At 67.7% G+C, this 26,780-nt stretch carries 26 protein-coding genes; 13 read left to right on the top strand and 13 right to left on the bottom strand.

The annotated features are described in order from the left end of the window. Positions 1–65: 65 nt before the first annotated feature. Positions 66–467, top strand: a complete 402-nt coding sequence (locus GGR46_RS21875) for a hypothetical protein (protein ID WP_184000203.1) — start codon at positions 66–68, stop codon at positions 465–467. Positions 468–474: 7 nt separating this feature from the next. On the opposite strand, the gene GGR46_RS21880 is transcribed toward GGR46_RS21875, so the two are convergent. After that, a complete protein-coding gene (locus GGR46_RS21880; protein ID WP_184000204.1) occupies positions 475–882 on the bottom strand; it encodes a GFA family protein in 408 nt (135 codons plus the stop codon). A 130-nt stretch (positions 883–1,012) separates the two neighbouring features. Between GGR46_RS21880 and GGR46_RS21885 the strand changes: the two genes are divergently transcribed. After that, positions 1,013–1,699 (top strand): helix-turn-helix transcriptional regulator, encoded by a 687-nt coding sequence (locus tag GGR46_RS21885; protein WP_184000205.1) that lies wholly within the window; start codon positions 1,013–1,015, stop codon positions 1,697–1,699. Between the two features lie 92 nt (positions 1,700–1,791). Here the strand turns inward: GGR46_RS21885 and GGR46_RS21890 are convergent, their stop codons facing one another. After that, positions 1,792–2,211: a VOC family protein gene (locus GGR46_RS21890; RefSeq protein ID WP_184000206.1), complete on the bottom strand. Its 420-nt coding sequence runs from the start codon at positions 2,209–2,211 to the stop codon at positions 1,792–1,794. Between the two features lie 94 nt (positions 2,212–2,305). On the opposite strand from GGR46_RS21890, the gene GGR46_RS21895 reads away from it, so the two are divergent. Next, positions 2,306–2,671 (top strand): ArsR/SmtB family transcription factor, encoded by a 366-nt coding sequence (locus tag GGR46_RS21895; protein WP_184000207.1) that lies wholly within the window; start codon positions 2,306–2,308, stop codon positions 2,669–2,671. Beyond that, positions 2,652–3,137 carry an SRPBCC domain-containing protein gene (locus tag GGR46_RS21900; RefSeq protein WP_184000208.1) on the top strand — a complete coding sequence of 162 codons (486 nt, stop codon included), beginning with the start codon at positions 2,652–2,654 and terminating at the stop codon, positions 3,135–3,137. The genes GGR46_RS21895 and GGR46_RS21900 overlap by 20 nt, the downstream gene beginning before the upstream one ends. Positions 3,138–3,283: 146 nt before the next feature. Here the strand turns inward: GGR46_RS21900 and GGR46_RS21905 are convergent, their stop codons facing one another. Both GGR46_RS21905 and GGR46_RS21910 read right to left on the bottom strand, forming a co-directional pair. After that, the gene (locus GGR46_RS21905) at positions 3,284–4,792 is read right to left on the bottom strand and encodes a glycosyl hydrolase family 28-related protein (RefSeq protein WP_184000209.1); all 1,509 of its coding nucleotides are present in this window, start codon (positions 4,790–4,792) and stop codon (positions 3,284–3,286) included. A gap of 127 nt (positions 4,793–4,919) precedes the next feature. Beyond that, a complete protein-coding gene (locus GGR46_RS21910) occupies positions 4,920–6,296 on the bottom strand; it encodes a helix-turn-helix domain-containing protein (RefSeq protein WP_184000210.1) in 1,377 nt (458 codons plus the stop codon). 360 nt (positions 6,297–6,656) lie between these two features. On the opposite strand from GGR46_RS21910, the gene aceA reads away from it, so the two are divergent. After that, positions 6,657–7,943 (top strand): isocitrate lyase, encoded by a 1,287-nt coding sequence (aceA, locus tag GGR46_RS21915; RefSeq protein ID WP_221262957.1) that lies wholly within the window; start codon positions 6,657–6,659, stop codon positions 7,941–7,943. 23 nt (positions 7,944–7,966) lie between these two features. Continuing rightward, positions 7,967–8,119, top strand: coding sequence for a hypothetical protein (locus GGR46_RS21920; protein ID WP_180147184.1), 153 nt, complete (start codon positions 7,967–7,969; stop codon positions 8,117–8,119). Positions 8,120–8,160: 41 nt separating this feature from the next. Here the strand turns inward: GGR46_RS21920 and GGR46_RS21925 are convergent, their stop codons facing one another. After that, positions 8,161–9,618 carry an MFS transporter gene (locus GGR46_RS21925; protein WP_246426304.1) on the bottom strand — a complete coding sequence of 486 codons (1,458 nt, stop codon included), beginning with the start codon at positions 9,616–9,618 and terminating at the stop codon, positions 8,161–8,163. A gap of 150 nt (positions 9,619–9,768) precedes the next feature. On the opposite strand from GGR46_RS21925, the gene GGR46_RS21930 reads away from it, so the two are divergent. Both GGR46_RS21930 and GGR46_RS21935 read left to right on the top strand, forming a co-directional pair. After that, positions 9,769–10,914 carry an acyl-CoA dehydrogenase family protein gene (locus tag GGR46_RS21930; RefSeq protein WP_184000212.1) on the top strand — a complete coding sequence of 382 codons (1,146 nt, stop codon included), beginning with the start codon at positions 9,769–9,771 and terminating at the stop codon, positions 10,912–10,914. Positions 10,915–11,020: 106 nt separating this feature from the next. After that, positions 11,021–11,809, top strand: coding sequence for an SDR family oxidoreductase (locus GGR46_RS21935; RefSeq protein WP_184000213.1), 789 nt, complete (start codon positions 11,021–11,023; stop codon positions 11,807–11,809). Here the strand turns inward: GGR46_RS21935 and GGR46_RS21940 are convergent. The 4 genes from GGR46_RS21940 to GGR46_RS21955 all read right to left on the bottom strand — a co-directional run bounded on the left by GGR46_RS21940 (position 11,806) and on the right by GGR46_RS21955 (position 16,262). Then, positions 11,806–12,114: a UrcA family protein gene (locus tag GGR46_RS21940; RefSeq protein ID WP_184000214.1), complete on the bottom strand. Its 309-nt coding sequence runs from the start codon at positions 12,112–12,114 to the stop codon at positions 11,806–11,808. The two genes, GGR46_RS21935 and GGR46_RS21940, sit on opposite strands and share 4 nt — an antisense overlap. Positions 12,115–12,197: 83 nt before the next feature. Further along, positions 12,198–13,559 carry a M56 family metallopeptidase gene (locus GGR46_RS21945; RefSeq protein ID WP_184000215.1) on the bottom strand — a complete coding sequence of 454 codons (1,362 nt, stop codon included), beginning with the start codon at positions 13,557–13,559 and terminating at the stop codon, positions 12,198–12,200. Further along, complete coding sequence (locus GGR46_RS21950) at positions 13,556–13,930, bottom strand: BlaI/MecI/CopY family transcriptional regulator (RefSeq protein WP_184000216.1); 375 nt, start codon at positions 13,928–13,930, stop codon at positions 13,556–13,558. The genes GGR46_RS21945 and GGR46_RS21950 overlap by 4 nt, the downstream gene beginning before the upstream one ends. 76 nt (positions 13,931–14,006) lie before the next feature. Beyond that, positions 14,007–16,262, bottom strand: a complete 2,256-nt coding sequence (locus tag GGR46_RS21955) for an NADP-dependent malic enzyme (protein WP_184000217.1) — start codon at positions 16,260–16,262, stop codon at positions 14,007–14,009. 228 nt (positions 16,263–16,490) lie between these two features. Here GGR46_RS21955 and mutS point away from each other — a divergent pair, with 228 nt between their 5' ends. The 4 genes from mutS to GGR46_RS21975 all read left to right on the top strand — a co-directional run bounded on the left by mutS (position 16,491) and on the right by GGR46_RS21975 (position 21,955). Beyond that, positions 16,491–19,070, top strand: coding sequence for a DNA mismatch repair protein MutS (gene mutS / locus GGR46_RS21960; RefSeq protein ID WP_184000218.1), 2,580 nt, complete (start codon positions 16,491–16,493; stop codon positions 19,068–19,070). After that, positions 19,067–19,291, top strand: a complete 225-nt coding sequence (locus tag GGR46_RS21965; RefSeq protein ID WP_184000219.1) for a hypothetical protein — start codon at positions 19,067–19,069, stop codon at positions 19,289–19,291. Before mutS ends, GGR46_RS21965 begins: the two co-directional genes overlap by 4 nt. A 160-nt stretch (positions 19,292–19,451) precedes the next feature. Beyond that, a complete protein-coding gene (locus GGR46_RS21970; RefSeq protein WP_184000220.1) occupies positions 19,452–21,194 on the top strand; it encodes a cellulase family glycosylhydrolase in 1,743 nt (580 codons plus the stop codon). 65 nt (positions 21,195–21,259) lie between these two features. Then, the gene (locus tag GGR46_RS21975) at positions 21,260–21,955 is read left to right on the top strand and encodes an HAD family hydrolase (protein WP_184000221.1); all 696 of its coding nucleotides are present in this window, start codon (positions 21,260–21,262) and stop codon (positions 21,953–21,955) included. A gap of 497 nt (positions 21,956–22,452) precedes the next feature. Here GGR46_RS21975 and GGR46_RS21980 read toward each other — a convergent pair whose 3' ends face one another. From GGR46_RS21980 to GGR46_RS21990, 3 genes are all read right to left on the bottom strand, one after another. Beyond that, positions 22,453–22,602: a hypothetical protein gene (locus GGR46_RS21980; protein WP_184000222.1), complete on the bottom strand. Its 150-nt coding sequence runs from the start codon at positions 22,600–22,602 to the stop codon at positions 22,453–22,455. A gap of 44 nt (positions 22,603–22,646) precedes the next feature. Further along, on the bottom strand, positions 22,647–23,195 hold the full coding sequence (locus GGR46_RS21985) for a hypothetical protein (RefSeq protein ID WP_184000223.1): 549 nt from the start codon (positions 23,193–23,195) through the stop codon (positions 22,647–22,649). Between the two features lie 83 nt (positions 23,196–23,278). Further along, positions 23,279–24,088 (bottom strand): class I SAM-dependent methyltransferase, encoded by an 810-nt coding sequence (locus GGR46_RS21990; protein ID WP_343058296.1) that lies wholly within the window; start codon positions 24,086–24,088, stop codon positions 23,279–23,281. A 69-nt stretch (positions 24,089–24,157) separates the two neighbouring features. Between GGR46_RS21990 and GGR46_RS21995 the strand changes: the two genes are divergently transcribed. Next, complete coding sequence (locus GGR46_RS21995; protein WP_184000224.1) at positions 24,158–24,580, top strand: MerR family DNA-binding protein; 423 nt, start codon at positions 24,158–24,160, stop codon at positions 24,578–24,580. Here the strand turns inward: GGR46_RS21995 and uvrB are convergent. Further along, entirely contained in the window at positions 24,577–26,772 is a 2,196-nt protein-coding gene (uvrB, locus tag GGR46_RS22000; RefSeq protein ID WP_184000225.1) for an excinuclease ABC subunit UvrB, read from the bottom strand. The two genes, GGR46_RS21995 and uvrB, sit on opposite strands and share 4 nt — an antisense overlap. Positions 26,773–26,780 lie beyond the last annotated feature (8 nt).

The following is a 26,780-nucleotide window of genomic DNA, read 5'->3' on the forward strand; positions in this document are numbered from 1 at the left end:
GCGCCCCGGCCTTTCTGCGTCCTTCCCCTATTGCCAGCCACCATGCCCGCTGGAAGCATCGCCGCATGCCCAGGCGCTACCAGATGCTCAGACAGACGGTCGCCCGCCTCGCCGATGAGGCGGATGCCCAGCACGCCTATCTCGAATCGATCCTCCGCCATCTGACGCCCGACGGCGACGCCTCGCGCTACGGCAATGACGAGCTCGCGCTCGAGCTCGACGATATCTACCGCGCCGCCGGCCACATGCACGAATGGGGCGAGATCAGCCCCGAGGAGATCGAGGCGATCCGCCCGCTCGGCGCGATGCTGCGCGCGCTGAGCGGAGAGACGCATGCCGATTTCTGGCGTCGCGAAGCGCTCTGGTCGGATCCGCGCTGGGACGAAATCCGCGCGCTCGCCCAAAGGGCGCTGGCCCGGCTGCCCGACGAGGAACGCACGAGCAGCTGGGAACCCGACGCGGATTGACCGGGGATCACAGGATCGCCTTCTCCGCCGGCTCCTGCCACCAGGCATCGTGCAGCCCGTCGGCATAGTTGACCGGCGCCGCCTCCAGCTCCTCCAGCGGCACGTCGTCGAGGCACAGCACCTGCACCGACACGAATGCCCCGCCGATCGCCTCGACATAGCCGGTCCCGAACGGCGCGATGCCGCATTTGCTGCAGAAGCGGTGATGCCCGCTCTTCGTGCCGAACTGATATTCGCCCAGCGCTTCCTCGCCCGACAGAAGCCGGAACTGCTCGGGCTTGAGCAGCGCGCCCCAGTTGCGGCGCTTGCGGCAATAGCTGCAGTTGCACTTGCCCGTGCCCGCGGCGAGATCGATGTCCGCTTCGAAGGTCACCGCGCCGCAGTGGCAGCTGCCATGATAGGTCTTGGTCGTCATTTCCTGGCTCCCGTTTGATCTGACGGGACTCGACCTACTGCCATGCTGCTGCCAGCATGGTGTCAGCAGCATGGCAGTAGGTGTCGGGATGTCGGCGCGGAACGAGTCGGCGCCGCCAGGGAACCAGCAAATGCGGAAAGCAGACCGCCTCTTCCAAATCGTCCAGATCCTGCGCCGGGGCACGCGCCCGATCACTGCCGACGCGATCGCCATCGAGCTCGAGACCTCGAAGCGCTCGGTCTATCGCGACATCGCCGCGCTGATCGGCCAGCGCGTGCCGATCCGCGGCGAGGCGGGGGTGGGCTATGTCCTCGAAAGCGGGTTCGACCTGCCCCCGCTGATGCTCACCGCCGACGAGATCGACGCGGTCGCCCTGGGCGCCACCTGGGTCGCCGGCCATGCCGATGAGAGCCTCGCCCGCGCCGCGACCGACCTGCTCGCCAAGATCGCCGCGGTGCTGCCCGAGGAGATGCGCCCCTTCCTCGGCAATCCCGCCACCCGCGCCGTGCCCGCCTGGGACCGGCCGGTCGACGGCATCGACGCCGTCCAGCTGCGCGCCTGGATCCGCGCCGGCCGCAAGCTGCGCCTCGACTATGCCGACGAACAGGGCCGCGCGACGCAGCGCGTGATCTGGCCGCTGATGATCGGCTATGCCGACACCACCCGCGTCGTCGTCGCCTGGTGCGAGCTGCGCACCAGCTTCCGCACCTTCCGGCTCGATCGGATCGCGGTGGCGGAGTTCCTCGACGAGCTGATCCCCGGCAGCGCCGCCCAGCTGCGGGCGCGGTGGCTCAAGGAAGTGCGGGAGCGGGGCTGAACCCTCATATCTCCCATCGTCATCCCGCCTTCGCGGGGATGACGATCTAGAACCTTCCTCGGGCCATCAACTCAACCCACTCCCCCTCACCCCTAGAACGTCACCACCACGCTCTCCGCCGAGATCTCGGCCGGGCCGTGATACACCGCCTCGATATTGTTGCCGTCGGGATCGATCAGGAACGCGCCGTAATAGCCGGGGTGATAGGGCCGCTCGCCCGGCGCGCCGTTATCCACGCCACCCGCCGCCAGCCCTTCCGCATGGAAGCGGTCCACCGTCGCCCGGTCCTTCGCCTGGAAGGCGATATGGTGCCGCCCGGTCAGCTTGCCCGCCGCGGCCTCGCTTTCGGGCGTCGAGACGAACAGCTCGTCCGCCCAGAAATAATCCTCGCCCTCGCCGGCGATCGGCACCCCGATCACCTCGAACACCGCGCCGTAGAAGCGCCGGCTCGCCGCCAGGTCGCGCACGACGAGCTGGATATGATCGATCAATCGTCCGCGGTGCAGTTCCATGCGCGCGCTCCTCTTTGCCCAAGGCAACCGGCGGCGACGGGCGACGGTTCCCTGCACTTGCATGCAGCTCTGCCTCGCGCTAACACTGAACCATATGGTTCAGTTTTCAGCCACTGCCCGCCTCGACGCGTCCTTCGCCGCGCTGTCGGACGCCACCCGGCGCGGCGTGCTCGAGCAGCTGGCGCGCGCCGAGGCCTCGATCACCGACCTTGCCGAGCGCTTCCACATGACCCTCACCGGCATGAAGAAGCACATCCACGTCCTCGAGCGCGCCGGGCTGGTCGTCACCGAGAAGATCGGCCGGGTGCGGACCTGCCGGCTCGGCGTACAGGGCCTGACCGAAGAGGCCGCCTGGATCGCCGGCTATCACCAGCTCTGGAACGCGCGCTTCGACGCGCTGGACGAGATCATCGCGGAACTCAAAGCCAAGGAGAACAAGGATGAGCCTGAACGCCACTGAATTCGGCGCCACCAAAGTGACGCGCACGTCCGACACCGAGGTGGAGGCGACGCGCCTGTTCGACGCCCCGCCGCACCTCGTCTGGCGCGCCTGGACCACGGCCGAGCTGTTCCAGCGCTGGTGGGCACCCCGGTCGATGGGCGTCCCGATGCACGTCCGCGAACTCGATGTCCGCGTCGGCGGCGGCTACCGGATCGAGTTCGAGGCCGAAGGCGGCCAGGTCTGGGCGTTCTTCGGCAAGTACATCGAAGTGATCCCCAACGCCCGCATCGTCTGGACCAACGAGGAAGGCGGGGACACCGGCCCGATCTCCTCGGTCACCTTCGAGGAACGGGACGGCAAGACCCTGGTGACCTTCCAGGAACGCTACCCGTCCAAGGAAGCGCTCGACGAAGGCATCGGCGCGGCGGAAGGCCTGCCCGAACAACTCGCCCAGCTGGCGGAACTGCTGGCGGAGATGGGGTGAGGATCACCGCCTGCCCAAACACCCAACACAGGTCCCCGGCGAAAGCCGGGGACCAAGGAAGGCGGCGCCGCCTCACTGCGGATGTTTCCTGCCCCGGACTCAGCCGAAGCAGGAACACCGGGATCACTTCACCTCAATCCAAAGCGCTAGGTGCGATCAAAACCGATACCATCCAGGCCTATGGTACCTCCGACGGTATAAACAGTTACGGTGCCATCCATGTCGATCACGACGTCTCCGCCAACCGTGGTAAAGGCCCGCCGCTTGAACGGCCGGAAGCCGGCGGGCAACGTAAAGGCTGCCGTGCCCGTCGAACCGCCGGTAATGAAGCCGCGAAGCTGCACGACTCCGGTATCGCCTTGCAGGCGATATGCGGCGTCCACCGAAACACCACCCACGTTCGACCAGCCATTCAGGAACATGCTGGTCGTCCCGGCCACAATCGGACTCGCCAGGGGATGCCAAGGGGTGGAGTCTCCGTAGACGACGTTCGGCTGGAGCGGGGCATGGGGCGTGAACCCGTTGTCCCCCATCTCCGTCCCGTCGTTGGGCTTCACGCCCTCGAGCACGATCCGGGTGCTTTCGCTCGATGAAACCGTGCCGAAGCTCGCGGGATAGATCATGCCGTTCGGCGCGATACATGCGGAGACTTCATTGCCGATATCGAACAGAGAGCCCCATAGATTGCCGGGCGCCGAGATATAGGCATGCAGCGTAGCCGCCTTGAAGGTCGATCGCGCCGCGACCATGGCGATATCGACGGAAGGAGGCGGGCCCTCCACATAGGCACGCCCAAAATTCATGGCGAGCGCGCGCCGCTGGAATATGCCGCCGGAAAAATTCTCGATCGTCACGTCAAAGCTGCTGTTCACCGATGCGCGATCGCCCGTTGCGCCAACCAGGAGGCCGAACGGCCTGTTATAGTGGTTGTTGGTACTCAGGCCTTCCGAGATCAGATCGCCATCCAGTGCGGACATGAAGGGCATCAGATATGCGCTCGGCACGATCTGCCCGAGCGACAGGTCCTTTCGGGTCGAATAGACGTCGAAGCTGTTGGCGTTCGAATCCTCCCAGCAGGCTACACCATAGTAATGGGTGAGCGTATGCACGACATAGCTTCCCCCGGTTGAGAAATTCACCAGCAGGCCGCACCCAACATTGTCGATAGCGACATTCTCGACGATCGAGCCAGGGCAGCCGTGCATTCGGATGCCACCATAGGGCACTGCGCGACGATTGCCGCTTTCGTCCAATTCCAGCGAAGTGATGACCAGATTTCGTACGCAGCAATTGATCGTGAAATCGTTCTGCGCGGATCCAGTCACCATGACATTATATGGCACGGGTTGCTGGGCCACCCGCGTTTTGGGTTCGATGACCCACTGGAACGGATCGCTGAATTTCGCCACCAGCGCCGAGGAGTTGAGATTCCCCGCGTTGAACGGATATCGAGCCGGCGCGCACCCTTCCAGCGTCACATAGCTCGGGATTTTCAGCCCCTGGCTGATCAGATAACGCCCGGACACCTTGGGCAGGATTACGGTACCGCCACCGCTATCTCCCACGGCATCGAGCGCCGCCTGGATGAAGGGGTAATCATCGGTAACCCCATCTCCGACTGCGCCAAAATCCAGCACACTAACGGCACTTGTCATCAATGTTCTCCTCATCCCCAATAGTTTGGGAACATATCAAGAACATTCAAAATCCTACATTTCAACGGCGAAATCCAAAAAGGCTCGGCTGGAAGCTACCAGCCCATCGGAGCAGCGCCTCTCTCCCCTAATCCCCCGCAAAGCCGAACGGCGTGACTCCGCTCTCGCGCTCGTTCGCCAGCGCCGCGCGTCCGGCGGGCGGAGCCGAGCGCTGGGGGCAGTCCGGCCGGGTGCAGGCCCGGCAGCCCAGCCCCACCGGCACCGCCTCGCCGGCCAGGTCCACCCCACGTGCCGCCGACAGCGTCCGCGCCTCGGCCGCCGCCAGCCCGATCCCCAGCGCGAAACGCGCCTTCACCCCCTGCGCACCCTGCGGCGTCCGCGCCCGGGACAGAGTGAACCAGCGCCCGCCCTCCTCGGTCTCGACCAGCTGCGTCAGCGTCTCGTCGGCCCGGCCGAACGCCTCGGTCAGGTTCCATAGCGGGCACAGCCCCGGCCCCTCGGCCAGCGGCGATCCGCTGGCGCCGGCGAAGCGCTTCGAGACCTGTCCCGCCCGGTCGGTGCGGATCAGGAAGAAGGGCAGCCCCCGCGCGCCCACCCGCTGCAGGGTGGTCAGCCGGTGCGCGACCTGCTCGAAATTCGCCCCGAAGCGGCGCTGGAGCAGCTCCAGGTCATAGCCGCTCGTCTCGCATGCCCGCAGGAACCGGCCATAGGGCATCACCAAGGCCGCCGCGAAATAGCCGACCAGGTGGCGCAGATAGAGCCGCTCGCCCGCACGATCGAGCCCGGCGCCGCGCACCAGCGCATCGATCTCGCCCCGCGCTTCCTGGGACAGCCGCTCGGCCAGCGCGAAGGTGCGGCCCGGCATGTCGAGCAGCTCGGAAAGCTGGATCTGGCGCGCGTGCAGGTCGAGCCGCTTGAGCAGTCCCGGCATCACGTCCGCCGGCAGGATGCGCACCGACAATTGGTGCTTCACCCGCAGCCGCTCGGCCATCGCGCCATAGGGATCGCCCGCCGTCTGGCGCAGCTCGTCGGCCAGCGCCTCGGCCACCGCGTCGAGATCGGCGAAATGGTTGCGCCAGCGTTCGATCTCGCGGCGCACCTGCCGGCCCGGATCGCCCGCGCCCGTATCCGCCACCGGCCCGCCGGCACCGATCCGGTCATAGGCCCGGGCGAACGCCTCGGCCCCGCCCGGTGCGCCCGCCAGCCATTCCTCCATCTGCTGCCGGTCGATCTCGAGATCGGCGAAGATCGGATCGGCCAGCCGCCGCCTGAGCGCCTCCATCCCGCCGCCGGGCTCGGCTGCGGCGAGCTTGCGCGGATCGAAGTCGTACACTTCCGAAAGCCGCAGCATCAGCATCGCCGAGACCGGCCGCTGGTTGCGCTCGACCAGGTTGAGATAGCTCGCCGACACCCCCAGCGCCTCGGCCATCGCCGCCTGGGTCAGCGCCAGCTGCCGCCGCAACCGGCGCACGGCATGTCCCGCAAAGAGTTTCTGCTCGGCCATCATCTTCCTTCATTCCCTCTCCCGCCTGCGGGAGAGGGAGGGAGCCGCCAGAGGCGGCGGAAGGGTGAGAGTGTGTGCTGACCGCGAGCGACGTCTTCGCGGCTCCCACACACCCTCACCCGGTCTCGCTTTGCTCGACCACCCTCTCCCGCCTGCGGGAGAGGGTTAGGGCTGTCCTACACGCACCGTTCCCAATATGTTCTCATCAGCCGAGTCGAGCCACCTTGTAAAGAATTTACACCTTTTCAACCCGAGAGAAAGCCACCCGCGACACCGCGACCCTCCCAGCATCCAAAGACCCCTATCAAGATATTCAACCAAACCGCACACAGACCAGGCAATCCAGTCAAGGAAATGACAATGCCGACCCGCTTCGAAGATCTGATCCCCGCTCCCACCGGTCGCTTCGACGGCATCGTGCGTCCGTACACGCCGGAGGACGTCCAGCGGCTGCGCGGGTCGCTGCCCATCGAGCACACCCTGGCTCGCCGCGGCGCGCTCAAGCTGTGGGAGCTGCTGCAGACCGAGGATTACATCAACGCCCTCGGCGCGCTCAGCGGCAACCAGGCGATGCAGATGGTCCGCGCCGGGCTCAAGGCGATCTACCTGTCGGGCTGGCAGGTCGCGGCCGATGCCAACACCGCCGGGCAGATGTACCCCGACCAGTCGCTCTACCCCGCCAATGCCGGCCCCGAGCTGGCCAAGCGGATCAACGCCACGCTCCAGCGCGCCGACCAGATCGAGCATATGGAAGGCGGCGCCCAGCGCGACTGGTTCGCGCCGATCGTCGCCGATGCCGAGGCCGGCTTCGGCGGGCCGCTCAACTGCTTCGAGATCATGAAGGCCTATATCGCCGCAGGCGCCGCCGGGGTGCACTATGAAGACCAGCTCGCCTCGGAAAAGAAGTGCGGGCACCTCGGCGGCAAGGTGCTGATCCCGACCCAGGCGCACATCCGCAACCTCGATGCGGCACGCCTGGCCGCGGACGTCGCCGGCGTCCCCACGGTGATCTGCGCCCGCACCGATGCCGAGAGCGCCAAGCTGATCACCTCGGACGTCGACGAGCGCGACCGCGAGTTCCTCACCGGCGAGCGGACCCCGGAAGGGTTCTTCCGTCTCAAGGACGGCACCGGCGTCGATCACTGCATCAAGCGCGGCCTGGCGTTCGCCGAGCATGCCGACCTGCTGTGGTGGGAAACCTCGAAGCCGAACATGGACGATGCCCGCCGCTTCGCCGAGGCGATCAAGAAGGAGTTCCCCAACAAGATGCTGGCGTACAATTGCTCGCCCAGCTTCAACTGGGAGAAGAACCTCGACAAGGACGACATCGCCCGCTTCCAGCGCGAGATCGGCGCGATGGGCTACAAGTTCCAGTTCGTCACCTTGGCGGGCTTCCACCAGCTCAACTACGGCATGTTCGAGCTGGCCCGGGGCTACAAGGATCGCGGCATGGCGGCCTATTCCGAGCTGCAGCAGGCCGAGTTCGCCGCCGAGGCCAATGGCTACACCGCGACGCGCCACCAGCGCGAAGTCGGCACCGGCTATTTCGATGCGATCGCCACCACCCTGGCGGGCGGATCGAGCAGCACCACGGCGCTGGCCGAGAGCACCGAAGCCGCCCAGTTCGTCACCACCGAAGCCGCCTGAAACCTGAGAAAGGAGTGATTGCCATGACCGAACCCCAGCGCAGCCGCGCCGTCTTCTCGACGGAGGATTTCCGCCTGATCCGCGATGCGGTCGCCACCCACCTCGAAAAGGTGAAGGACGCACCGGAGAGCGTGAAATACGCCAATCTCTATCACCGCCTGGGCCGCGTGGCCTGAGCACCGACTTTCCTGGGGAGGAAAGGATGTCCGCCGAGGGGTCAGCCCTCGGCGGACATTTCCGTCTTTCCGGCAGCGAGCAGGGCGACCCGCGCCTCGTGCTCGGCCTTGCCGAAGGGGAAGACGCGGTAAAATCCCGCCGCGGCGAAGGCGAGCACGGCATAGAGAACGGAGAAGAGAATGGTCAGCCGATCGACTGCGACCACCGGCACTTCGCCGGGCTTCGCCGCCGCGGGGAAGCTGACCAGGTCGAGCAGCATGCCCGTCGCCCAGATGCCGAGCCCGCTGCAGCATTTCTGCACGAAGAACGCGCCGGCGAAGAACACGCCCTCGTTGCGTCGCCCGGTCTCGATCTCCGATTGCTCGACGACATCGGCCATCATCGAGCCGCCCAGGATCGTCGCCGAAATGCTGCACGTCACGTTGAGGACGTAGATGGCGAACAGCGAAGGCAGCATCCACGGCGTGCCCGGCGCCGGGAACAGGCCGGCGAGGCGCAGCACATAGGGCAGGACCACCCAGAAGACGGCGCCCATCATCAGCCACATCGCCGCCCTGGGCTTGCCCAGCCGGCGCGAGGCGCGCGGCGCGACGAGGAAGGCGAAATAGGCACCCACGAGGAGCGACAGGGCGATGATCGTGAAGTCCTGGTTCTGGAAGCGCCAGACATGGGCGTAGATGTAGCTCGACAGCGCGAAGCTCACCCCCTGGGCGCAATAATAGCAGAGCCCGGCCGCCATCAGGATCAGGAAGGCGCGGTTCTTCACCGTCCGCCCGAGCTCGCCGAAATGCGCCCCCAGCGACTGGCGCGTGCCCTCGGCGCGGGGCAATCGCTTGATCTCGCCATGCGTGCCCCAGGCAGAAACCAGGATCGCGAAGGCCATCAGCCCGGCGCTCACCATCGAGAAGGCCGGATAGTTCTCCCGAACCAGCTGGCCATTGGGATGCCCCGGCGAGGGGCCGAGCAGCCAGGCATAGGCCAGGATCATCATCCCCAGCCCGCCGACCCAGCCGAACAGGAAGCGATAGGACATGATCCGCGTCCGCTCCTCGTAATCGGCGGAAAGCTCGGGGGTCAGCGCCTGGCTCGGCACCTCATAGGCCGAAACCGCGGTGCGGACGAGCACCGACATGGCGAACACCCAGAGCAGCATGCCCGAATCCGACAGCGCGGGCGGGTTCCACAGCAGCAGCCAGCCCACGGCGATGGGAATGGCGGATGCGTACATCCAAGGATGGCGCCGCCCCCAGCGGCTCCTGGTGCGGTCCGACAGGAAACCGATCGCCGGATCCGCCACCGCATCGAGCAGCAGCGCGCACATGATCGCGAAGCCGACCTGAGCAGCGGGCAGGCCGAGCACCTGGTTGAAGAAGAACAGCAGGAAGGTCGAGAAGCAGAAATCCTTCACGCCGTACGCCACCGTGCCGAAGCCATAGGCGAGCATGATCGGGGCCCGGATTCGCCGCGTCGGGGGCACTGTCGCCTGGTTGGTGTCCATGCCCGCCTACGCTCCTGTCGACCCGTTTTGCCGCGCAGCATAGGTGCCGCAGCCACCGGGTCAATCACAAGGATTGGAATATGGGGTATGGCTTGCCCAAGACTGCTTCGGCGGTATAGCGTCCGGCTTCGAACCTGAGGAACGCACGACATGGCGCTCGACCCCGAAGTCTTCGAAACCCTGATCGACACGATTCGGCGCTTTGTCGGCGAGCGGCTGCGCCCGCTCGAGGGCGAGGTGGAAGCCGCCGACGCGATCCCCGCCGCGGTCATCGACGAGATGAAGGCCCTCGGCCTGTTCGGCCTGTCGATCTCGGAGGAATATGGCGGCCTCGGCCTGACCATGTTCGAAGAGTGCAAGGTCGCCATCGAGCTCGGCCGCACCACGCCGGCCTTCCGCTCGAGCTTCGGTACCAATGTCGGCATCGGCTCGCAGGGCCTGGTCATGGCCGGCACGCCCGAGCAGAAGGCCGAGTGGCTGCCCCGCATCGCCAGCGGCGAGATCGTCACCAGCTTCGCCCTGACCGAGCCCGATGTCGGTTCGGACAGCGGCGCGGTGAAGACCCGGGCGGTCAGGGACCGCGACGTCTACCGCCTGTCCGGCACCAAGCGCTTCATCACCAATGCCGACAAGGCCGAGCTGTTCACGGTGATGGCCCGTACCGGCGACGAGCCCGGCGGCCGCGGGGTCTCCGCCTTCCTGGTGCCGCGCGACCTGCCCGGCGTCAGCATCGGCGAGCCCGAGAAGAAGATGGGCCAGAAGGGTGCCCGGGTGGCCGACGTGGTGTTCGACGACACCCCCGTCCCCGCCGCCAACCGGCTCGGTGCCGAGGGCGAGGGATTCAGGATCGCGATGCAGGTGCTGGACCGCGGGCGCCTGCACATCTCGGCGGTCTGCGTCGGCGTCGCCGAGCGATTGATTGCGGATTGCGTCGCCTATGCCAGCGAGCGCAAGCAGTTCGGCAAACCGATCGCCGAGCACCAGCTGATCCAGGCGATGCTGGCGGATTGCAAGACCGAGGCACTGGCTGCGAAAGCGCTGGTCCTCGAGACCGCCGCCGCCAAGGACGCAGGACAAAACACCACGATGGAAGCCGCCGCGGCCAAGTATTTCGCGAGCGAGATGGTCGGCCGGGTGGCCGACCGCGCCGTGCAGATCTTCGGCGGCGCCGGCTATATCGCCGACTACGGCATCGAGCGGCTCTACCGCGACGTCCGCCTGTTCCGGATCTACGAAGGCACCAGCCAGATCCAGCAACTGATCATCGCCCGCGAAACGCTGAAGCGCGGCGGGTAAAAAATAACCGTCATCCCGGCGAAAGCCGGGACCTCAGGCAGAAGCGCGGCGAAAGAGCCGCACGAGATCCCGGCTTTCGCCGGGATGACGAATTGGGAGAGAATGCATGGACACCACCACCCTGTTCCGCCTCGATGGCCGCATCGCCCTGGTCACCGGCGGCTCGCGCGGCATCGGCAAGATGATCGCCGCCGGCTATGTCGCCCAGGGCGCCAGGGTCTATATCTCCTCGCGCAAGCCCGAAGCCTGTGAGGAAGCCGCCGCCGAGCTCGGCCCGAACTGCATTCCCCTCCCCATGGACGTCTCCACCGTCGCCGGCTGCAAGGCGCTCGCCGCCGCCCTGGCCGAGCGCGAGGAACGGCTCGACATCCTGGTCAACAATGCCGGCGCCGCCTGGGGCGAACCCTTCGAGGCCTTTCCGGAGAAGGGCTGGGACAAGGTGATGGACCTTAACGTCAAGTCGCCCTTCTTCCTTACCCAGGCACTGTTCGACCTGCTCAAGGCGGGCGGCTCGGCACAGCGCCCGGCCAAGGTGATCAACATCACCTCGATCGACGGCCAGCGGCTCAACCCCTGGGAGACCTACAGCTATCACGCCTCCAAATCGGCGCTGATCTACCTGACCAAGCGCATGGCCGCGCGGCTGATCCGCGACCATGTCAACGTCACCTCGATCGCCCCCGGCGCCTTTGCCAGCGAGATGAACCGCGCCGCCCGCGACCATGGCAGCGAAGTCGCCAAGGCGATCCCGGCAAGGCGCATCGGCGTCGACGAGGACATGGCCGGCGCCGCCATCTACCTGGCCAGCCGCGCCGGCGACTATGTCGTGGGCGACACGATCACGGTCGATGGCGGCCTGGTCAACGCCTCGCTGGGGCTGAGCATCGACGGCTAGCGCTGGTAATATCTGCGCCGCAGCTGGTGAGGCATCTCGGCGACGAACGACCTGCGCACCATCTCGACGCAATAGCCGGCCTTGTTGCGGATCAGCTGGGGCGCGACGTCGCGGTCGTTCGCCCGGCAATAGGCCCGCACCGTCGCTTCGATGCGCGCGCGCAGGGTGGTCCGGCCCGCCCGGGTGTCGAGCGCCAGGTCGCCATAGCTGACGCGCAGCGCCGGCTCCTTCGCCTGATCCGGCAAGCGCGCCGCGCATGCACCGAAAAGGACGAGAGGCAGGCACAGGATCAGGATCGAACGCATCATCATTCTCCCTTCAGGTCGCCGGGCAAGCCGGCCCCGTGGCGCGAAAGCCGCGCGGTGCTTGGGTGGCGAGGGGGTGCGGGCTAGTAGACGCCCGCTATCTGCTTGGCCTGTCTCTCGAGCTTGTCGGCCTCATCGGCCAGCGACGCCGCGACGTTGCGATAACCCTGGCGGATATCCAGCGAGAGCCCGGGGTTGCGTGCACGGTCGCGATATTCCAGCGCGGCACTGCGCAGGCGTTGCACGGCGGCGAGCCTCTGTTCGGTCGGTGGCGCCGTACCGTGGCCCATCCCCGGCATCGGCGCATGGGACTGGAGCGGCGCGCGTGCGGCTTCAACCACCGGCGCGACGCGCACGGGCTTGTCCCGCCGGGAGGCAGGCACGCGGGCCGCCCGCGCCACCGGCTTGCGCACCGGTCCTGCCTGCGTGCGCGGGGCCGGCGAGGCGGGTGCAACTCGGACGGCCACCGGCTCCGCCCTCGGCACGACCGAAGCCTGAGGCTGCGCGACGATCTGCGTCGCGGCGAGCGGCGCCACGCCCAGCGGCATGCCAGCGATCAGCGCCGCGCATGCCAGCCCGTTCGCCGGCTTGCGCGGGGCCGCATCGAGCACCCGGCGGATCCGGCGCGCCATCGCACTGCGGGTCACGGCCATGCCGCACGCCGCATGCGCGCCGCAGCCGCCAGCCACCGCGAGCAATGTCTGCGCGTAATCGGTGCGTGCGACATGCGTCACCGCTTCCTCGTCGGCGGCCAGCTCGGTCTGGCGTGTCAGTTCGGCGACGAGCAGCCAGGCAAGCGGATTGAACCAGAACAGGGCGAGCGCGAGCCGTCCGGCCAGCATGGCCAGCCAGTCGAACCGGCGGATATGCGCGATCTCGTGCGCGATCACCGCAGCAGCACGATCGGGCCACTGCTCGATGTCCGGGCCGATCAATATCGTCGCCGGCGCAACCCCAAGGCTCAGCGGCGAGACGACGCTCAGCGAGACGAGTAGCCGCACCGGCCGCCGCACGGATTCGGCGGCCCGTGCGAACGCCTCCTGCCACACGGGATGGGAGACCGGCACTGCATCGCGAATCCAGCGGCGCAACAGAAGAAGTCCGAACGCGAGGCGCAGCAACACCAGTCCCGCACCGGCGGTATAGGCCAGCGCTATCCAGTCGATGCCGGACGCCGCTGGCCCGGCCAGGGGATCCGGCACCGCCAGCGCATCGGCGGTTGCCGACAGGGCCGGCTCCGGTGCAGCAGCGGGCAGGATCGCTATCTCGAGCACCGGCAAGGCCGGGACCAACAGCGGCAGGAGCAGCAGCGCAACAACGCCGGTCCGCAGCACCGCCACGCGCTGCGCTGCGGGCCGGGCGCGCAGCGCCAGACTGGCGAGCAGCACGGCACAGCAGAGGAGCGCGGATTTCCAGCTGAGCGCGAGCAGCAAGCCGGCGCTCATTCCGCTTCTCCCCGCGCTTCGTCGATCGCGCGCTGGAGCTCATCGATCTCCGCCCGGGTCAGCCGCTTCTCCATGCCGAGCAGCGCGGTCGCCGCGCGCGCCGCCGATCCCTGAAAGAAGGTCTGCACCAGCCGCTGCAGCGCCGTCTCGGCCACCGCATCGGCCTGGGGCACCGGCGCATAGACATAGGCCTGGTTGAGCGTCCGGTGACCGATCAGCCCCTTGGCCACGAGCCGGCCGAGCAGGGTGCGCACCGCCGAGTCGCTCGGTGGATCGGCCATGGCGCCGCGCACCGCGACGGCAGTGCCCTCGCCCAGGCTGCACAATGCCTCGAAGACCTCGCGCTCGCGGCGCGGCAGCGATTCGATCACGACTCGACCTCCTCCAACCTGTTACATTTGTAGCATGCTACAAATGTAACAAGCAAGAGTGTCGTGCCTGGCTAGATCAGCGCGCGATCCCGCCGGCCGCGAGCACCGCCAGCGTCACCAGCTCGCTCGCCGTCGCGGTCATCGGAGCGATCTGCACCGGCTTCTCCATGCCGATCAGCATCGGGCCGATCGTCGAGTCCCCGCCCAGCTCGCGCAGCAGCTTGGCCGAGATATTGGCCGATTGCAGGCCCGGCATGATCAGCACGTTCGCCGGCCCCGAGATCCGCGCGAACGGATAATTGGCGAGCTGGCGTGCATTGAGCGCGACGTCGGGCGACATCTCGCCCTCATATTCGAACTCGACCGCACGCCCGTCGAGCACCTTGATCGCGCCGCGGACATTGTCGAGCCACTGGCCCTCGGGATTGCCGAAGTTGGAGTAGCTGAGGAAGGCGACGCGCGGCTCATGGCCCATGCGCCGCGCGACCTGCGCCGCGCCCTCGGCGATGTCGGCCAGCTCCTCGGCGTTCGGACGCTCGTTCACCGTGGTGTCGGCGATGAACACGGTGTGCGACTGGCCGACCAGCACGTGCATGCCGAACGGCGTCTGGCCCGGGCGATGGTCGATTACGCGCTTCACCTGGCGCATCGATTCCGCCCAGGTCCGCGTCACGCCGGTGATCATCGCATCGGCATGGCCGAGCTGGAGCAGCAGGCCGCCGAAGATGTTGCGGTCGCGGTTGACCATCCGCTCGCAATCGCGGCGCAGATAGCCGCGGCGCTGCAGGCGGCAGTAGAGGAAGTCGACCATCTGATCGACCAGCGGCGAGTTGACGCTGTTGTGCAACTCGAACTCGTCCGGATTGGCGCCGAGCGCCTTCAAGCGGTCGTGCACGCTCTCGCGGCCGACCAGCACCGGCGTGCCATAGCCGCCATCCTTGAAGGCTATCGCCGCGCGCAGCACGACTTCCTCTTCGGCTTCCGCGAAGATCACTCGCTTCGGATTGGCCCGCGCACCCTCATAGGCGAGGCTGAGCACCGAGGTGGTCGGATTCAGGCGCGCACGCAGCGACTGGCGATAGGCCGCCATGTCGGTGATCGGCTTGGTCGCCACGCCCGAGTCCATCGCGGCCTGGGCCACGGCGGCGGGGACCAGCTCCATCAGGCGCGGATCGAACGGCGCCGGGATGATGTAGTCGGGGCCGAAGCTGTGCTGGACGCCGTACGCCGCCGCGACTTCCTCGGGCACCTGCTGGCGGGCCAGCTCCGCGAGTGCGGTCGCCGCAGCGATCTTCATCTCGTGGTTGATCGTCGTCGCGCGCACGTCGAGCGCACCGCGGAAGATGAACGGGAAGCCGAGGACGTTGTTGACCTGGTTCGGATAGTCCGAGCGGCCGGTGGCGATGATCGCGTCCGGACGGGCTGCGCGCGCCTCGGGCGGGGTGATCTCGGGATCCGGGTTGGCCATCGCGAAGATGATCGGCTTCAGCGCCATGTGGTTGAGCAGCTCGGCGGGCAGCGCGCCCGCGGCCGACAGGCCCATGAACACGTCGGCGCCTTCCAGCGCATCGGCCAGGGTGCGGCGATCGGTGGCGACGGCGTGGGCCGACTGCCACTGGTTGATGCCCTCGCGGCCCTGGTACATCACGCCGGTGCGGTCGAGCATCAGCAGATTGTCGTGCGGCAGGCCCATCGCCTTGATCAGCTCGGCGCAGGCGATCGCCGCCGCGCCGGCGCCGTTCATCACCACGCGGGTCGTCTTGATGTCGCGGCCGGTCAAATGGAGCGCGTTGATCAGGCCGGCGGCGGCGATGATCGCGGTGCCGTGCTGGTCGTCATGGAACACCGGGATGTTCATCCGTTCCCGGAGCGTCTGCTCGATCACGAAGCATTCGGGGGACTTGATGTCCTCCAGGTTGATGCCGCCGAAGCTCGGCTCCATCAGCTCGACCGCGTCGATGAAGCGATCGACGTCCTCGGTCTTCAGCTCGATGTCGATCGAGTCGACATCGGCGAAGCGCTTGAACAGCACGGCCTTGCCTTCCATCACCGGCTTGGAGGCCAGCGCGCCGAGATTGCCCAGGCCCAGGATGGCGGTGCCGTTGGAGATCACCGCGACCAGATTGCCCTTGGCGGTATAGTCATAGGCCTTGGCCGGATCCTCGGCGATGGCGAGGACGGGCACGGCCACGCCCGGCGAATAGGCGAGCGCGAGGTCGCGCTGCGTCGCCATCGGCTTCGAGGCGATGACCTCGATTTTGCCCGGACGTCCCTCCGAATGGTAGAGCAGCGCCTCGCGCTCGGAAAACTGGACGTTCGCTTCCTCAGACATTCTTCTCTCCCGGGCGTCGCCCTCCCTTTAAGAGGACCGTTCCGACGCCGCAATGTGCCGAATCCTGCAAATGGCACCTACTGGGCCCAGTTTCTAGTCTGACTAATTATCGAACCGTGCGAAATCCCGCACATCGCGCTTTTCCCCAGAAAAGCACGGCCCGGGTGTTGATCGCCGGAGCCTTTCGGCTAGTCCGGGCCCGACATGGCCTCAACAGCTCCCACTCCGATGATGGCGCAATATCTCGCCCTGAAGGCGGAGGCGGAGGACTGCCTGCTCTTCTACCGGATGGGCGACTTCTTCGAGCTGTTCTTCGAGGACGCCAAGATCGCCAGCGCGGTGCTCGACATCGCGCTCACTGCGCGCGGCGAGCATGACGGCGAGCGCATCCCGATGTGCGGCGTGCCGGTGCACGCGATGGAGGGCTATCTCGCCCGCCTGATCAAGGCCGGCCACCGCGTCGCCATCGCCAACCAGACCGAGACGCCCGAGGAAGCGCGCAAGCGCATGGGCTCGAAGGCACTGGTCAACCGCGCGATCGTCCGCGTCGTCACTGCCGGCACGCTGACCGAGGAGTCGCTGCTCGACAGCCGCACCGCCAACTGGTGCGCGGCGATCGGCGAGGCCGGCGGCAGCGTCGCCATCGCCTGTGCCGACATCTCCACCGGCCGCTTCGAGATCATCGAGACGACGGCCGATCGCGCCGGCGCCGAGATCGCCCGCCTCTCCCCCGCCGAGACCGCCGTCGGCGACGGCTCGCCCTTCGACGAACTCGCCACCATCACGCGGCCCCGCGTGGATTTCGACAGCGCCAACGGCGAAGCGCGGCTCAAGCGGCTGTTCGGCGTCGCCACGCTTGACGGCTTCGGTCAGTTCTCCCGTGCCGCGCTCGCCGCCGCCGGAGGCCTCGCCGCCTATCTCGAGCACACCGCCAAGGGCGCGCTTCCCTTCCTGCGCCCGCCGCGCGTCACCCGCACCGAAGCGGCGATGGCGATCGACGCAGCGACGCGCGAGAGCCTCGAGCTCACCGTCAGCAGCGCCGGCACCCGCAAGGGCAGCCTGCTCGACAGCGTCGACCGCACCGTCACCGGCGCCGGCGCGCGCCTGCTCGGCAGCGACATCGCCGCGCCGCTGATGGACCGTCCGGGCGTCGAGGCACGACTCGATCTCGTCGCCCATTTCCACGACGATGCGGGCCTGCGCGACATGGTCCGCGGCGCGCTCCGGGCAATGCCCGATATCGGCCGTGCGCTCGGCCGCCTCGCCGCGGGGCGCGGCAGCCCGCGCGATCTCGGCCAGCTGCGCGACGGCCTGGACGGTGCCTGGCGCCTCGCCGAGCGGCTCGACGCGACCGGCATCCCGCCGCTCCTCGCCGAGCTGCTGCCGCAGATGCGCGGGCACGGCGCGCTGATCGACCTGCTCACCCGCGCGCTCGTCCCCGAGCCGCCGGTCGACGCCAACAATGGCGGCTATATCGCCGAGGGCTATGACGCCGCGCTCGACGACCTGCGCGACGCGGGCGCCGGCGGCCGCCGGGCCATCGCCGCGCTCGAGGCGGAATACCGCACCCGCACCGGCATCGGCTCGCTGAAGATCCGCCACAACGGCGTGCTCGGCTATCACATCGAGGTGCCGGCCAAGAATGCCGACCCGCTGATGGCGCAGGATTCGGGCTTTACCCACCGCCAGACCCTGGCCGGTGTCGTCCGCTTCAATGCGCCCGAGCTGCACGAAGTCGCGGTCAAGGTGACGCAGGCCGGCGCGCACGGCCTCGCAGCCGAAGCCGCACATCTCGAGGACCTCACCACCCGCGCCCTTTCGGCTCGCGAGCCCATCGCCCGCACCGCCGACGCCCTTGCCCGGATCGATGTCTCGGCCGGCCTCGCGGAACGCGCCGCCGAGGGTGGCTGGGCCCGCCCCCATCTCGTCGAGCATGCCTGTTTCGAGATCGAGGGTGGCCGCCATCCGGTGGTCGAGGAAGCCGTCGCCAAGTCGGGCGGGCGCTTCGTCGCAAACGACTGCAACCTCTCCGAGAGCAGCCGCCTCTGGCTGGTCACCGGCCCGAACATGGGCGGCAAGTCGACCTTCCTGCGCCAGAACGCGCTGATCGCCGTCCTCGCCCAGGCTGGCAGCTACGTCCCCGCCGCCCGCGCGACGCTCGGCATGGTCGACCGGCTGTTCAGCCGTGTCGGCGCCTCGGACAATCTCGCGCGCGGCCGCTCGACCTTCATGGTCGAGATGGTCGAGACCGCCGCGATCCTCGCCCAGGCCACCCCGCGCAGCTTCGTCATCCTCGACGAAGTCGGCCGCGGCACCTCGACCTATGACGGCCTCGCCATCGCCTGGTCGGTGGTCGAGGCGATCCACGAAGATAACCGGTGCAGGTGTCTGTTCGCCACGCACTATCACGAGCTGACCCGGCTGGCCGAGCGCTGCGACGCGCTCACCCTACACCATGTCCGCGCGCGCGAATGGAAGGGCGATCTCGTCCTGCTCCACGAAGTCGCCGAGGGTCCGGCCGACCGCAGCTACGGCCTTGCCGTCGCCCGCCTCGCCGGCATGCCGCCGGTGACGATCAAGCGCGCCAAGGCAGTACTCGACAAGCTCGAGGCCGGCCGCGCCGCCACCGGCGGGCTTGCCGCCGGCCTGGACGACCTGCCGCTCTTCGCCGCCATGGCGGTCGAGGAAGAGGAGCAGGTCGACACGCTGCGCAGCGAACTGGGCACGCTCGACATCGACAGCCTCTCCCCGCGCGAGGCGCTCGAAGTCCTGTACCGGCTCAAGGGCCTGGCGGCGGAAGGCGCATGACCGCGCTCGACCTCACCGACCAGTTCCTCGCCATCCTGCTGCGCGAAGTCGGTGGCACCCGCCGGCGCTGGCGCAACGTCATCGGCCCGGTGAAGCGCTACAGCGCCGCGACCCATCCGCATTGCAACTGGTCGATCACGCCCGGCGGCGAGGCCGAGGAGAATGCCGCGGTCGAGCGCATCGCCGACCGCCTGCGCGACAAATATCCGATCATCGACTGATACGCGCCCGGCGCCATACCAGCACCAGTCACGCCGCCCCAAACGCGTCATCCCGGCGAAATTCGGAATCTCGGGCGATGGCGCAATGACGATTGTGATCGCTCTCAAGCCCGCGCCACGCTAGGTTCCCCGCAAAATCGAACAGAGAGGACCGCCCGGAATGAAGAAGCTCGCGCTCGCGTTGCTCGCCTGCATGACAACGTTGCCAGCATCGGCGCAGACCTTCCTGCGCGCCGATGGCCAGCGGATCGTCGACGAGAGCGGCAACCCGGTGCTGCTGCGCGGCATGGGGCTGGGCGGCTGGATGCTGCAGGAAGGCTATATGCTCCAGCTCGGCCAGCTGGGCTCGGGCCAGCAATATCGCATCCGCGCCTCGATCGCCGACCTCATCGGCGAGGAGAAGACGGCCGAGTTCTACCAGGCCTGGCTCGACAACCACACCCGCAAGGCGGACATCGACATGATGGCGCGCTGGGGAATGAACTCGGTCCGCCTGCCGATGCACTACAACCTGCTCACCTTGCCCACGGAGAAGGAGCCGGTCGCCGGCAGGGACACCTGGCTCGAGGACGGCTTCCGCCGCATCGACACGTTGCTCGCCTGGACCAAGGCGAACGGCATGTACCTGATCCTCGACCTGCACGCCGCGCCCGGCGGCCAGGGCAACGACCTGCCGATCGCAGATCGCGATCCCGACAAGCCTTCGCTGTGGCAGAGCGCGGAGAACCGCCGCAAGACGGTCGCGATCTGGCGCAAGCTCGCCGAGCGCTATGCCGACGAGCCCGGCATCGGCGCCTATGACGTGCTCAACGAGCCCAATTGGGACTTCTCCGCCCCCGGCGGCGACCATGGCTGCAAGGAGACCGGCAATGCACCGCTCAAGCAGCTCTACACCGATATCGCGGCCGCGATCCGCCAGGTCGACAAGCGCCATATGCTCATCATCGAGGGCAATTGCTGGGGGAACAACTATCAGGGCCTGCTGCCCTTCGCGGACAGGAACACCGCGCTCAGCTTCCACAAATACTGGAACTATAACGACGAAGCCTCGATCGCCCCGCACCTGAAGCTGCGCGAGACCTGGAACATGCCGCTCTGGCTCGGGGAATCGGGTGAGAATTCCAATGTCTGGTTCCGCGACGCGATCGGCCTGGTCGAGAAGCACGGCATCGGCTGGGCGTTCTGGCCGCTCAAGAAGATCGGCTTCAACAATCCCTATGAGATCGCCCCCAATCCCGGCTGGGCGAAGCTGGTCGCATACTGGACCAACAAGGGCCCACGCCCGAGCGCCGACGAGGCCTATGCCACGCTGATGCAGCTCGCCCGCCACGACATCCGCCACGAGAGCAACCTGTTCCACGCCGATGTGGTCGACGCGATGCTGCGCCAGCCGCACGATCCCAGCCCCCGGCCCTCGGCGCCGCTGCTGGTCACCGCGGAGGGCGGCGCCTTCGATGCCGTCGACTATGACATCGGCCCGGCCGGAATCGCCTATCGCGATACCGACGACGCCAATTACCATGTCTCCACCGGCAAGAGCCGCACCCTGTGGAACAACGGCCGCACCTGGCGCAACGACGGCGTCGACATCGCCCGCGCGGACGACGAGAGCCTGTACGTCAGCGACTTCAAGCCGGGCGAATGGATGCGCTATTCGCTCTCCGCCGATGGCGGCGGCCGCTACACGATCGAAGTGGAAGCCAGGTCCGACAAGGGCGGCACCCTTAGCCTCACCCTCAATGGCGGCACCCCGCTGGCGCTCGCGGTCCCCACCGGCAGCGGCTGGCAGAAGCTGCGCATTCCCGCTCCCGCAACCCTGCTCGACGGCAACAACATGCTGGTGCTCGGTGCGCAGAGCTTCGACGGCGCGGTGCGCAGGGTGGTGTTCGTGCCCGCGCGCTGAACCTCCGCGGGCCGCGCATATCTTATGCGTGGCCCGCCAGGGCCGGCGGCGCTAGAGCATCCCCCATGCCGCTCGACCTGCTCTGCCTCGATGCCGACGACACGCTCTGGCACAATATGCGCCACTTCGACGCCGCCGAACGCGCCTTTGTCGCGATGATGGCGCCGTTCGCGGCGGAAGGCGTGGCGCGCGAGCGGCTCGAGGCGATGGAGAGCGCCAATCTCCGGCTCTATGGCTATGGCGCCAAGAGCTTCACCCTGTCGATGATCGAGACCGCGACCCAGCTGTGCGGCGACGCGCTCACCGCGCGGGACGTTGCCGCGATGCTGGCGGCGGGGCGCGACCTGCTCTCGCATCCGGTCGAGCTGCTCGACGGGGTAGGCGAGACGCTCGCCGCCCTGGCGGAGCGCGTGCGGCTGGTGCTGGTGACCAAGGGCGACCTGCTCCACCAGGAAGCAAAGCTCGCCGCCTCGGGGCTGGGCGAGCTGTTCCACGGCGTCGAGATCGTCAGCGACAAGACCCCCGACACCTTTGTCCGCCTGTTCGAGCGCTACGGCGTGGCCCCTGAGCGCGCCGGCATGGCGGGGGACTCGATCCGATCGGACATCGCCCCGGTGCTCGCCGCTGGCGGCTGGGCCGCCTTCCTGCCGCCCGAACTGTCCTGGTCGCACGAGCGCGCCGCGGTGCCGAGCGACCATCCCCGCTTCACCCAGCTCGATCGCTTCGCCGCCCTGCCCGGCTGGCTCGACCGGATCGCCTAGCCGCGCACCCAAAAGAAAAGCCCCCGCTCTCGCAGGGGCCACGCGCACCGCGCTTCCTCGAAATTGAAAGAGGCCGCCGGGGCGTCTCCCGACGACCCGACGACCTCCGACATGGTCACAGCGGCCGGTTGCTCCAGCCCGGGAGACCATGCGGACCGCTTTGCTTCGGACCGGCGCCGTTGATTGGAGGAGAATACCTCCCGTGCGCCTTACGATCGGAGGGCTTCCGATCGCGCCTCAAAGCTTAGCGGTGCGTCTCCCGAACGAACTGAACCGACCCCATTGCTGAACCATGAGACATCGGATCACCTCCTTTCGCTAGTTGAAGAAGCCCGTACCCTCGAAGGGTACGCCAACTATTTGAATCACCGCGAGTCGCAGAACAAGTCTTGTATAAAATCTTTTTCTGAGCGATTCTGGAATTCTGGGCCGGAAACCGTCGCGTCGCCCTATTCCACCCCATCCGCCGGATCGTTTCGGGCCCGTCTCCGCAGCGTTCAGTGGCGCTTGAAATACTGCACTTCGCGCTCGTGCGTCTCCGCCGCCGCCCGCGTGCCGAACGTGCCGAGGTTGCGCCGCTTCTGCGTGCGCGGATCGAGCTTGCGCGAATAGAGCCGGTATTCGCCGGACTTGAGCCTGCGGATCATCGCTTCTCTCCTCTCGCACGAGTCAATGCGCGAGGCGTGGCGATCTATCCGCGGCAGTCCTCGGCGACGCGCAGGATCTCGGCATAGGCGGGAACGACCAGGGTCGGCAGGCCATTGCCCTGCACCAGGAAGCGCCCGCGGCTATAGCCCATCGCATCAAGGATGGAATCGCGCGGCCCCAGATCGGCGGCGAGCCAGGGCGTGGTCGCGCCGGGAAGCGGCTGGACGGGAAGCTGGCGCAGCGTGCTGGTGGTGCGCAGCGTCAGGTTCGCCACACCCGCGCCCTTGCGCGACAGCACCACGCGGCTGCGCCCGGCATCGCAGCGCAGGATCAGATCGGCCTCGCCGCCCGCCACGCCATAGAGCGCGACCGAGCCACGCCCGTCCTGCTTGTACACCCAGTTGCCCGGGGTGAGCGGCCAGTCGCGCCAGTCGGCGGCGAGCGTCGGCGCGGGGGCCGGGCTGGGCGTGGGAACCGGCGTCGGCGTCGGCGCAGGGGCCGGCCTGGGCGGTGACGACGGCACCACGCGCGGCGTTTCCGAGCAGCCCGCAATGGCGAGCGCGGAGGCGAAGACGAGCAGCTTGCGATGCATGCCGGGCCTTATGGGCGAAGTGTCCGGGCGGCTCAACCGGCTTGGCGGCGAAACGGCCCGGCACTCCGCTCTGTCGTTCCGCCTCAGGCGCGGGCGCTGATCGACCAGCAGGCGGCGTCGAAGCGCACCTCGTCGCCGACGACATGGCGATCAAAAGCCGGGAGCACTGCCGCGAGCACGCGGTCGCGCAGTTCCGGATCGCTGCCTTCGAGCGCCCGGCCCACCGGTCCGAGCCGGGCAAGATAGAAGGGCAAGGCCGCGGCCGGGAACGTGCAGGAGACGGCGATCGGCGCCAGCGCGGCATCCTGCCAACCACTGCTGGCAAGGATATCCAGCACGCGCGCGGGATCGCCGAATGCGAACTGGCCATTTTCCTCGATCGGAGGGCGCACGGCGAACCCGGGCAGCAAGGGTGCCGCGACACGCTCGGCCTCCATCATGAACGGGTTCTCGTCCCCGTTCCGCCATGCGATCGCGTGCAGCATTGCGCCCGGGGCCGCGGCGCGGCGCAGATTGGCGAACGCGGCGACGAAATCGTCGAAGAACATCAGACCGAAGCGGGAGATCAGCCGGTCGAAGCGCCCCGCCTCGAACGCGAAGTCCTGCGCATCGCCCAGTTCAAAGCGCGCCGCCACGCCTTCCCGTGTGGCCCGGGCACGGGCGGCGGTGATCATCGGTTCGGAAATATCTACGCCGAACGCCTCGCCATCCGCCCCGGCCCGATGCGCCGCCGCGACGGTCGTCGCGCCAGTGCCGCAGCCCACGTCCAGCACCTTCGCGCCGGCGGGGATCTCCTGGGCGAGCATCGCCTCGAACGGCGCGTACATGCCATCGAGCAGCGCCTCCGCTTCCACCCAGGCATTGCCCGTGATGCTCCAGACGATCTTCTCCACCCTGTGTCTCCTTGCCTTCGTACGAACGAAAGGCCAGCCTGCCAGTTCAAGCCGGCTTGAGGTCAATAGGTGAAACCACTCGATATCGCCGAAGTGGCGCGCAGGACGGGCATGCCCGCCTCGACGCTGCGCTATTACGAGGAACGCGGGCTGATCGCCTCGATCGGCCGGCGCGGTATGCGCCGCATCTTCGCGCCCGGCATCGTCGAACGGCTGGCGCTGATCGCCCTTGGCCGCGCCGCCGGCCTCTCGCTCGACGAGATCGCCACGATGTTCGCCCCAGACGGCCTGCCCCGCATCGATCGCGCGATGCTGCATGCCAAAGCCGACGAGATCGACGCCAGCATCCGCCGCCTCACCGCGATGCGCGACGGCCTGCGCCACGCCGCCGAGTGCCCGGCGCCCAGCCATATGGAATGCCCCAAGTTCCAGCGCATCGTCCGTGCCACCGCGAAGGGAGCGATACGGGCGCCGGGGAGGGCACCGGCCTAGCGCCGGCCGCCGCCCCCGCCCCATTTCTTCTGGGTCTTGCCGTAGCGCGTCTTGCGCGTGCCCGGCTTGCCTTCGTTCGAGCGCCCCATGATCGGCGCCTTGCGCTGGTCGTCGGGCAGGCCGAGCTCCTCGGCCTCCAGCCCGCGGATCTCGTCGCGCAGCCGCCCGGCTTCCTCGAACTCGAGATTGGCCGCCGCGTCGCGCATCTTCTTCTCGAGCTCCTCGATGTACGCGCGCAAATTGTGGCCGACCATGTGCGGGCGATCGGCATCGATCTCGACCGTCACCTGATCCTTCGACGCGACATGGGCGATGATGTCGCCGATGTTGCGCTTGATCGTCGCCGGCGTGATGCCGTGCAGGGTGTTGTATTCCTCCTGCTTCTCGCGGCGGCGGCCGGTCTCGGCGAGCGCACGCTCCATCGATCCGGTCATGCGATCGGCATAGAGGATCACCCGGCCCTCGACGTTGCGCGCCGCGCGGCCGATCGTCTGGATCAGCGACGTCTCCGAGCGCAGGAACCCTTCCTTGTCCGCATCGAGGATCGCGACCAGCCCGCACTCGGGAATGTCGAGTCCCTCGCGCAGCAGGTTGATGCCGACCAGCACGTCGTACACGCCCATGCGCAGGTCGCGGATCAGCTCGATGCGCTCCAGCGTCTCGGTGTCCGAGTGCATGTAGCGGACCTTCACGCCCGCCTCGTGCATGTACTCGGTCAGGTCCTCGGCCATGCGCTTGGTGAGCGTGGTCACCAGCGTGCGATAGCCCTTGGCCGTCGTCGCCTTGCATTCCTGGATCAGGTCCTGGACCTGCTCCTCGACCGGCTTGATCTCCACCGGCGGATCGATGAGGCCGGTCGGGCGGATCACCTGCTCGACGAACACGCCGCCGGTCTGCTCCATCTCCCAGCCGCCCGGGGTGGCCGAGACATAGACGGTCTGCGGACGCATCGCCTCCCATTCGTTGAAGCGCAGCGGCCGGTTGTCGATCGCGCTGGGAAGGCGGAAGCCGAACTCGGCGAGCGTCACCTTGCGGCGGTGATCGCCCCGCGACATGCCGTTGATCTGGCCGATGGTCTGGTGGCTCTCGTCGACGAAGAGCAGCGCATTCTCCGGCAGATACTCGAACAAGGTGGGCGGCGGTTCGCCCGGCAGGCGGCCGGTGAGGAAGCGCGAATAATTCTCGATGCCCGCGCAGCTGCCCGTCGCCGCGATCATCTCCAGGTCGAAATTGGTCCGCTGCTCCAGCCGCTGGTGCTCGAGCAGCTTGCCCTCGGCCTCCAGCTCCTTGAGCCGTTCGGTCAGCTCGTGGCGGATGCCTTCCATCGCCTGCTTCATCGTCGGCCCGGGCGTGACATAGTGCGAGTTGGCGAAGACGCGGACATAGTCGAGGCTCGCCACCTTCGATCCGGTCAACGGATCGAACTCGGTGATCTCCTCGATCTCGTCGCCGAAGAACGACACGCGCCAGGCACTGTCCTCATAGTGCGAGGGGAAGATCTCGAGGCTGTCGCCGCGCACCCGGAAGGCACCGCGGCCGAAGGCGGCGTCGTTGCGCTTGTACTGGAGCGCGACCAGCTTGCGGATGATCTCGCGCTGGTCGACCACCTGGCCCTTTTTCAGGTCGAAGATCATCGCGCTGTAGGTCTCGACCGAGCCGATACCGTAGAGGCACGAGACCGACGCGACGATGATCACGTCGTCGCGCTCGAGCAGCGACCGGGTGGCGGAGTGCCGCATCCGGTCGATCGCCTCGTTCACCGAGCTTTCCTTCTCGATGTAGGTGTCCGACCGGGGCACATAGGCCTCGGGCTGGTAGTAATCATAATAGCTGACGAAATACTCGACGGCGTTCTCCGGGAAGAAGCTCTTCATCTCGCCATAGAGCTGGGCGGCCAGGATCTTGTTCGGCGCCAGCACCAGCGCCGGGCGCTGCAGCGTCTCGATCACCTTGGCCATGGTATAGGTCTTGCCCGATCCGGTGACGCCGAGCAGCACCTGATCCCGCTCACCGGCCCGCGCCTGCTCGACCAGCTCGGGGATCGCGAAACGCTGGTCGCCCGAGGGCTCATATTCGCTGACGAGCTTGAACGGCCTGCCGCCCTCGAGCTTGTCGGGACGCTGCGGGCGGTGCGGGACGAAGCTCTGCCCGGTCTCGGGCTCGGCCAGGCTGGTGCGAATCTGGATTGCCATCGGAGGGA

Source organism: Sphingomonas kyeonggiensis (assembly GCF_014196745.1).
GTDB lineage: Bacteria > Pseudomonadota > Alphaproteobacteria > Sphingomonadales > Sphingomonadaceae > Sphingomonas > Sphingomonas kyeonggiensis.

Excerpts from the sequence above, each read along its gene's own strand:
- GGR46_RS21880 (WP_184000204.1), bottom strand. The coding sequence starts at position 882 with ATGACGACCAAGACCTATCATGGCAGCTGCCACTGCGGCGCGGTGACC.
- GGR46_RS21895 (WP_184000207.1), top strand. The coding sequence starts at position 2,306 with ATGGTTCAGTTTTCAGCCACTGCCCGCCTCGACGCGTCCTTCGCCGCG.
- GGR46_RS21970 (WP_184000220.1), top strand. The coding sequence starts at position 19,452 with ATGAAGAAGCTCGCGCTCGCGTTGCTCGCCTGCATGACAACGTTGCCA.
- GGR46_RS21885 (WP_184000205.1), top strand. The coding sequence starts at position 1,013 with ATGCGGAAAGCAGACCGCCTCTTCCAAATCGTCCAGATCCTGCGCCGG.
- GGR46_RS21890 (WP_184000206.1), bottom strand. The coding sequence starts at position 2,211 with ATGGAACTGCACCGCGGACGATTGATCGATCATATCCAGCTCGTCGTG.
- GGR46_RS21935 (WP_184000213.1), top strand. The coding sequence starts at position 11,021 with ATGGACACCACCACCCTGTTCCGCCTCGATGGCCGCATCGCCCTGGTC.
- GGR46_RS21945 (WP_184000215.1), bottom strand. The coding sequence starts at position 13,559 with ATGAGCGCCGGCTTGCTGCTCGCGCTCAGCTGGAAATCCGCGCTCCTC.
- GGR46_RS21975 (WP_184000221.1), top strand. The coding sequence starts at position 21,260 with ATGCCGCTCGACCTGCTCTGCCTCGATGCCGACGACACGCTCTGGCAC.
- GGR46_RS21900 (WP_184000208.1), top strand. The coding sequence starts at position 2,652 with ATGAGCCTGAACGCCACTGAATTCGGCGCCACCAAAGTGACGCGCACG.
- GGR46_RS21940 (WP_184000214.1), bottom strand. The coding sequence starts at position 12,114 with ATGCGTTCGATCCTGATCCTGTGCCTGCCTCTCGTCCTTTTCGGTGCA.
- uvrB (WP_184000225.1), bottom strand. The coding sequence starts at position 26,772 with ATGGCAATCCAGATTCGCACCAGCCTGGCCGAGCCCGAGACCGGGCAG.
- GGR46_RS21930 (WP_184000212.1), top strand. The coding sequence starts at position 9,769 with ATGGCGCTCGACCCCGAAGTCTTCGAAACCCTGATCGACACGATTCGG.
- GGR46_RS21980 (WP_184000222.1), bottom strand. The coding sequence starts at position 22,602 with ATGATCCGCAGGCTCAAGTCCGGCGAATACCGGCTCTATTCGCGCAAG.
- GGR46_RS21920 (WP_180147184.1), top strand. The coding sequence starts at position 7,967 with ATGACCGAACCCCAGCGCAGCCGCGCCGTCTTCTCGACGGAGGATTTC.
- GGR46_RS21925 (WP_246426304.1), bottom strand. The coding sequence starts at position 9,618 with ATGGACACCAACCAGGCGACAGTGCCCCCGACGCGGCGAATCCGGGCC.
- GGR46_RS21955 (WP_184000217.1), bottom strand. The coding sequence starts at position 16,262 with ATGTCTGAGGAAGCGAACGTCCAGTTTTCCGAGCGCGAGGCGCTGCTC.
- GGR46_RS21910 (WP_184000210.1), bottom strand. The coding sequence starts at position 6,296 with ATGGCCGAGCAGAAACTCTTTGCGGGACATGCCGTGCGCCGGTTGCGG.
- GGR46_RS21965 (WP_184000219.1), top strand. The coding sequence starts at position 19,067 with ATGACCGCGCTCGACCTCACCGACCAGTTCCTCGCCATCCTGCTGCGC.
- aceA (WP_221262957.1), top strand. The coding sequence starts at position 6,657 with ATGCCGACCCGCTTCGAAGATCTGATCCCCGCTCCCACCGGTCGCTTC.
- GGR46_RS21905 (WP_184000209.1), bottom strand. The coding sequence starts at position 4,792 with ATGACAAGTGCCGTTAGTGTGCTGGATTTTGGCGCAGTCGGAGATGGG.
- mutS (WP_184000218.1), top strand. The coding sequence starts at position 16,491 with ATGATGGCGCAATATCTCGCCCTGAAGGCGGAGGCGGAGGACTGCCTG.
- GGR46_RS21875 (WP_184000203.1), top strand. The coding sequence starts at position 66 with ATGCCCAGGCGCTACCAGATGCTCAGACAGACGGTCGCCCGCCTCGCC.
- GGR46_RS21985 (WP_184000223.1), bottom strand. The coding sequence starts at position 23,195 with ATGCATCGCAAGCTGCTCGTCTTCGCCTCCGCGCTCGCCATTGCGGGC.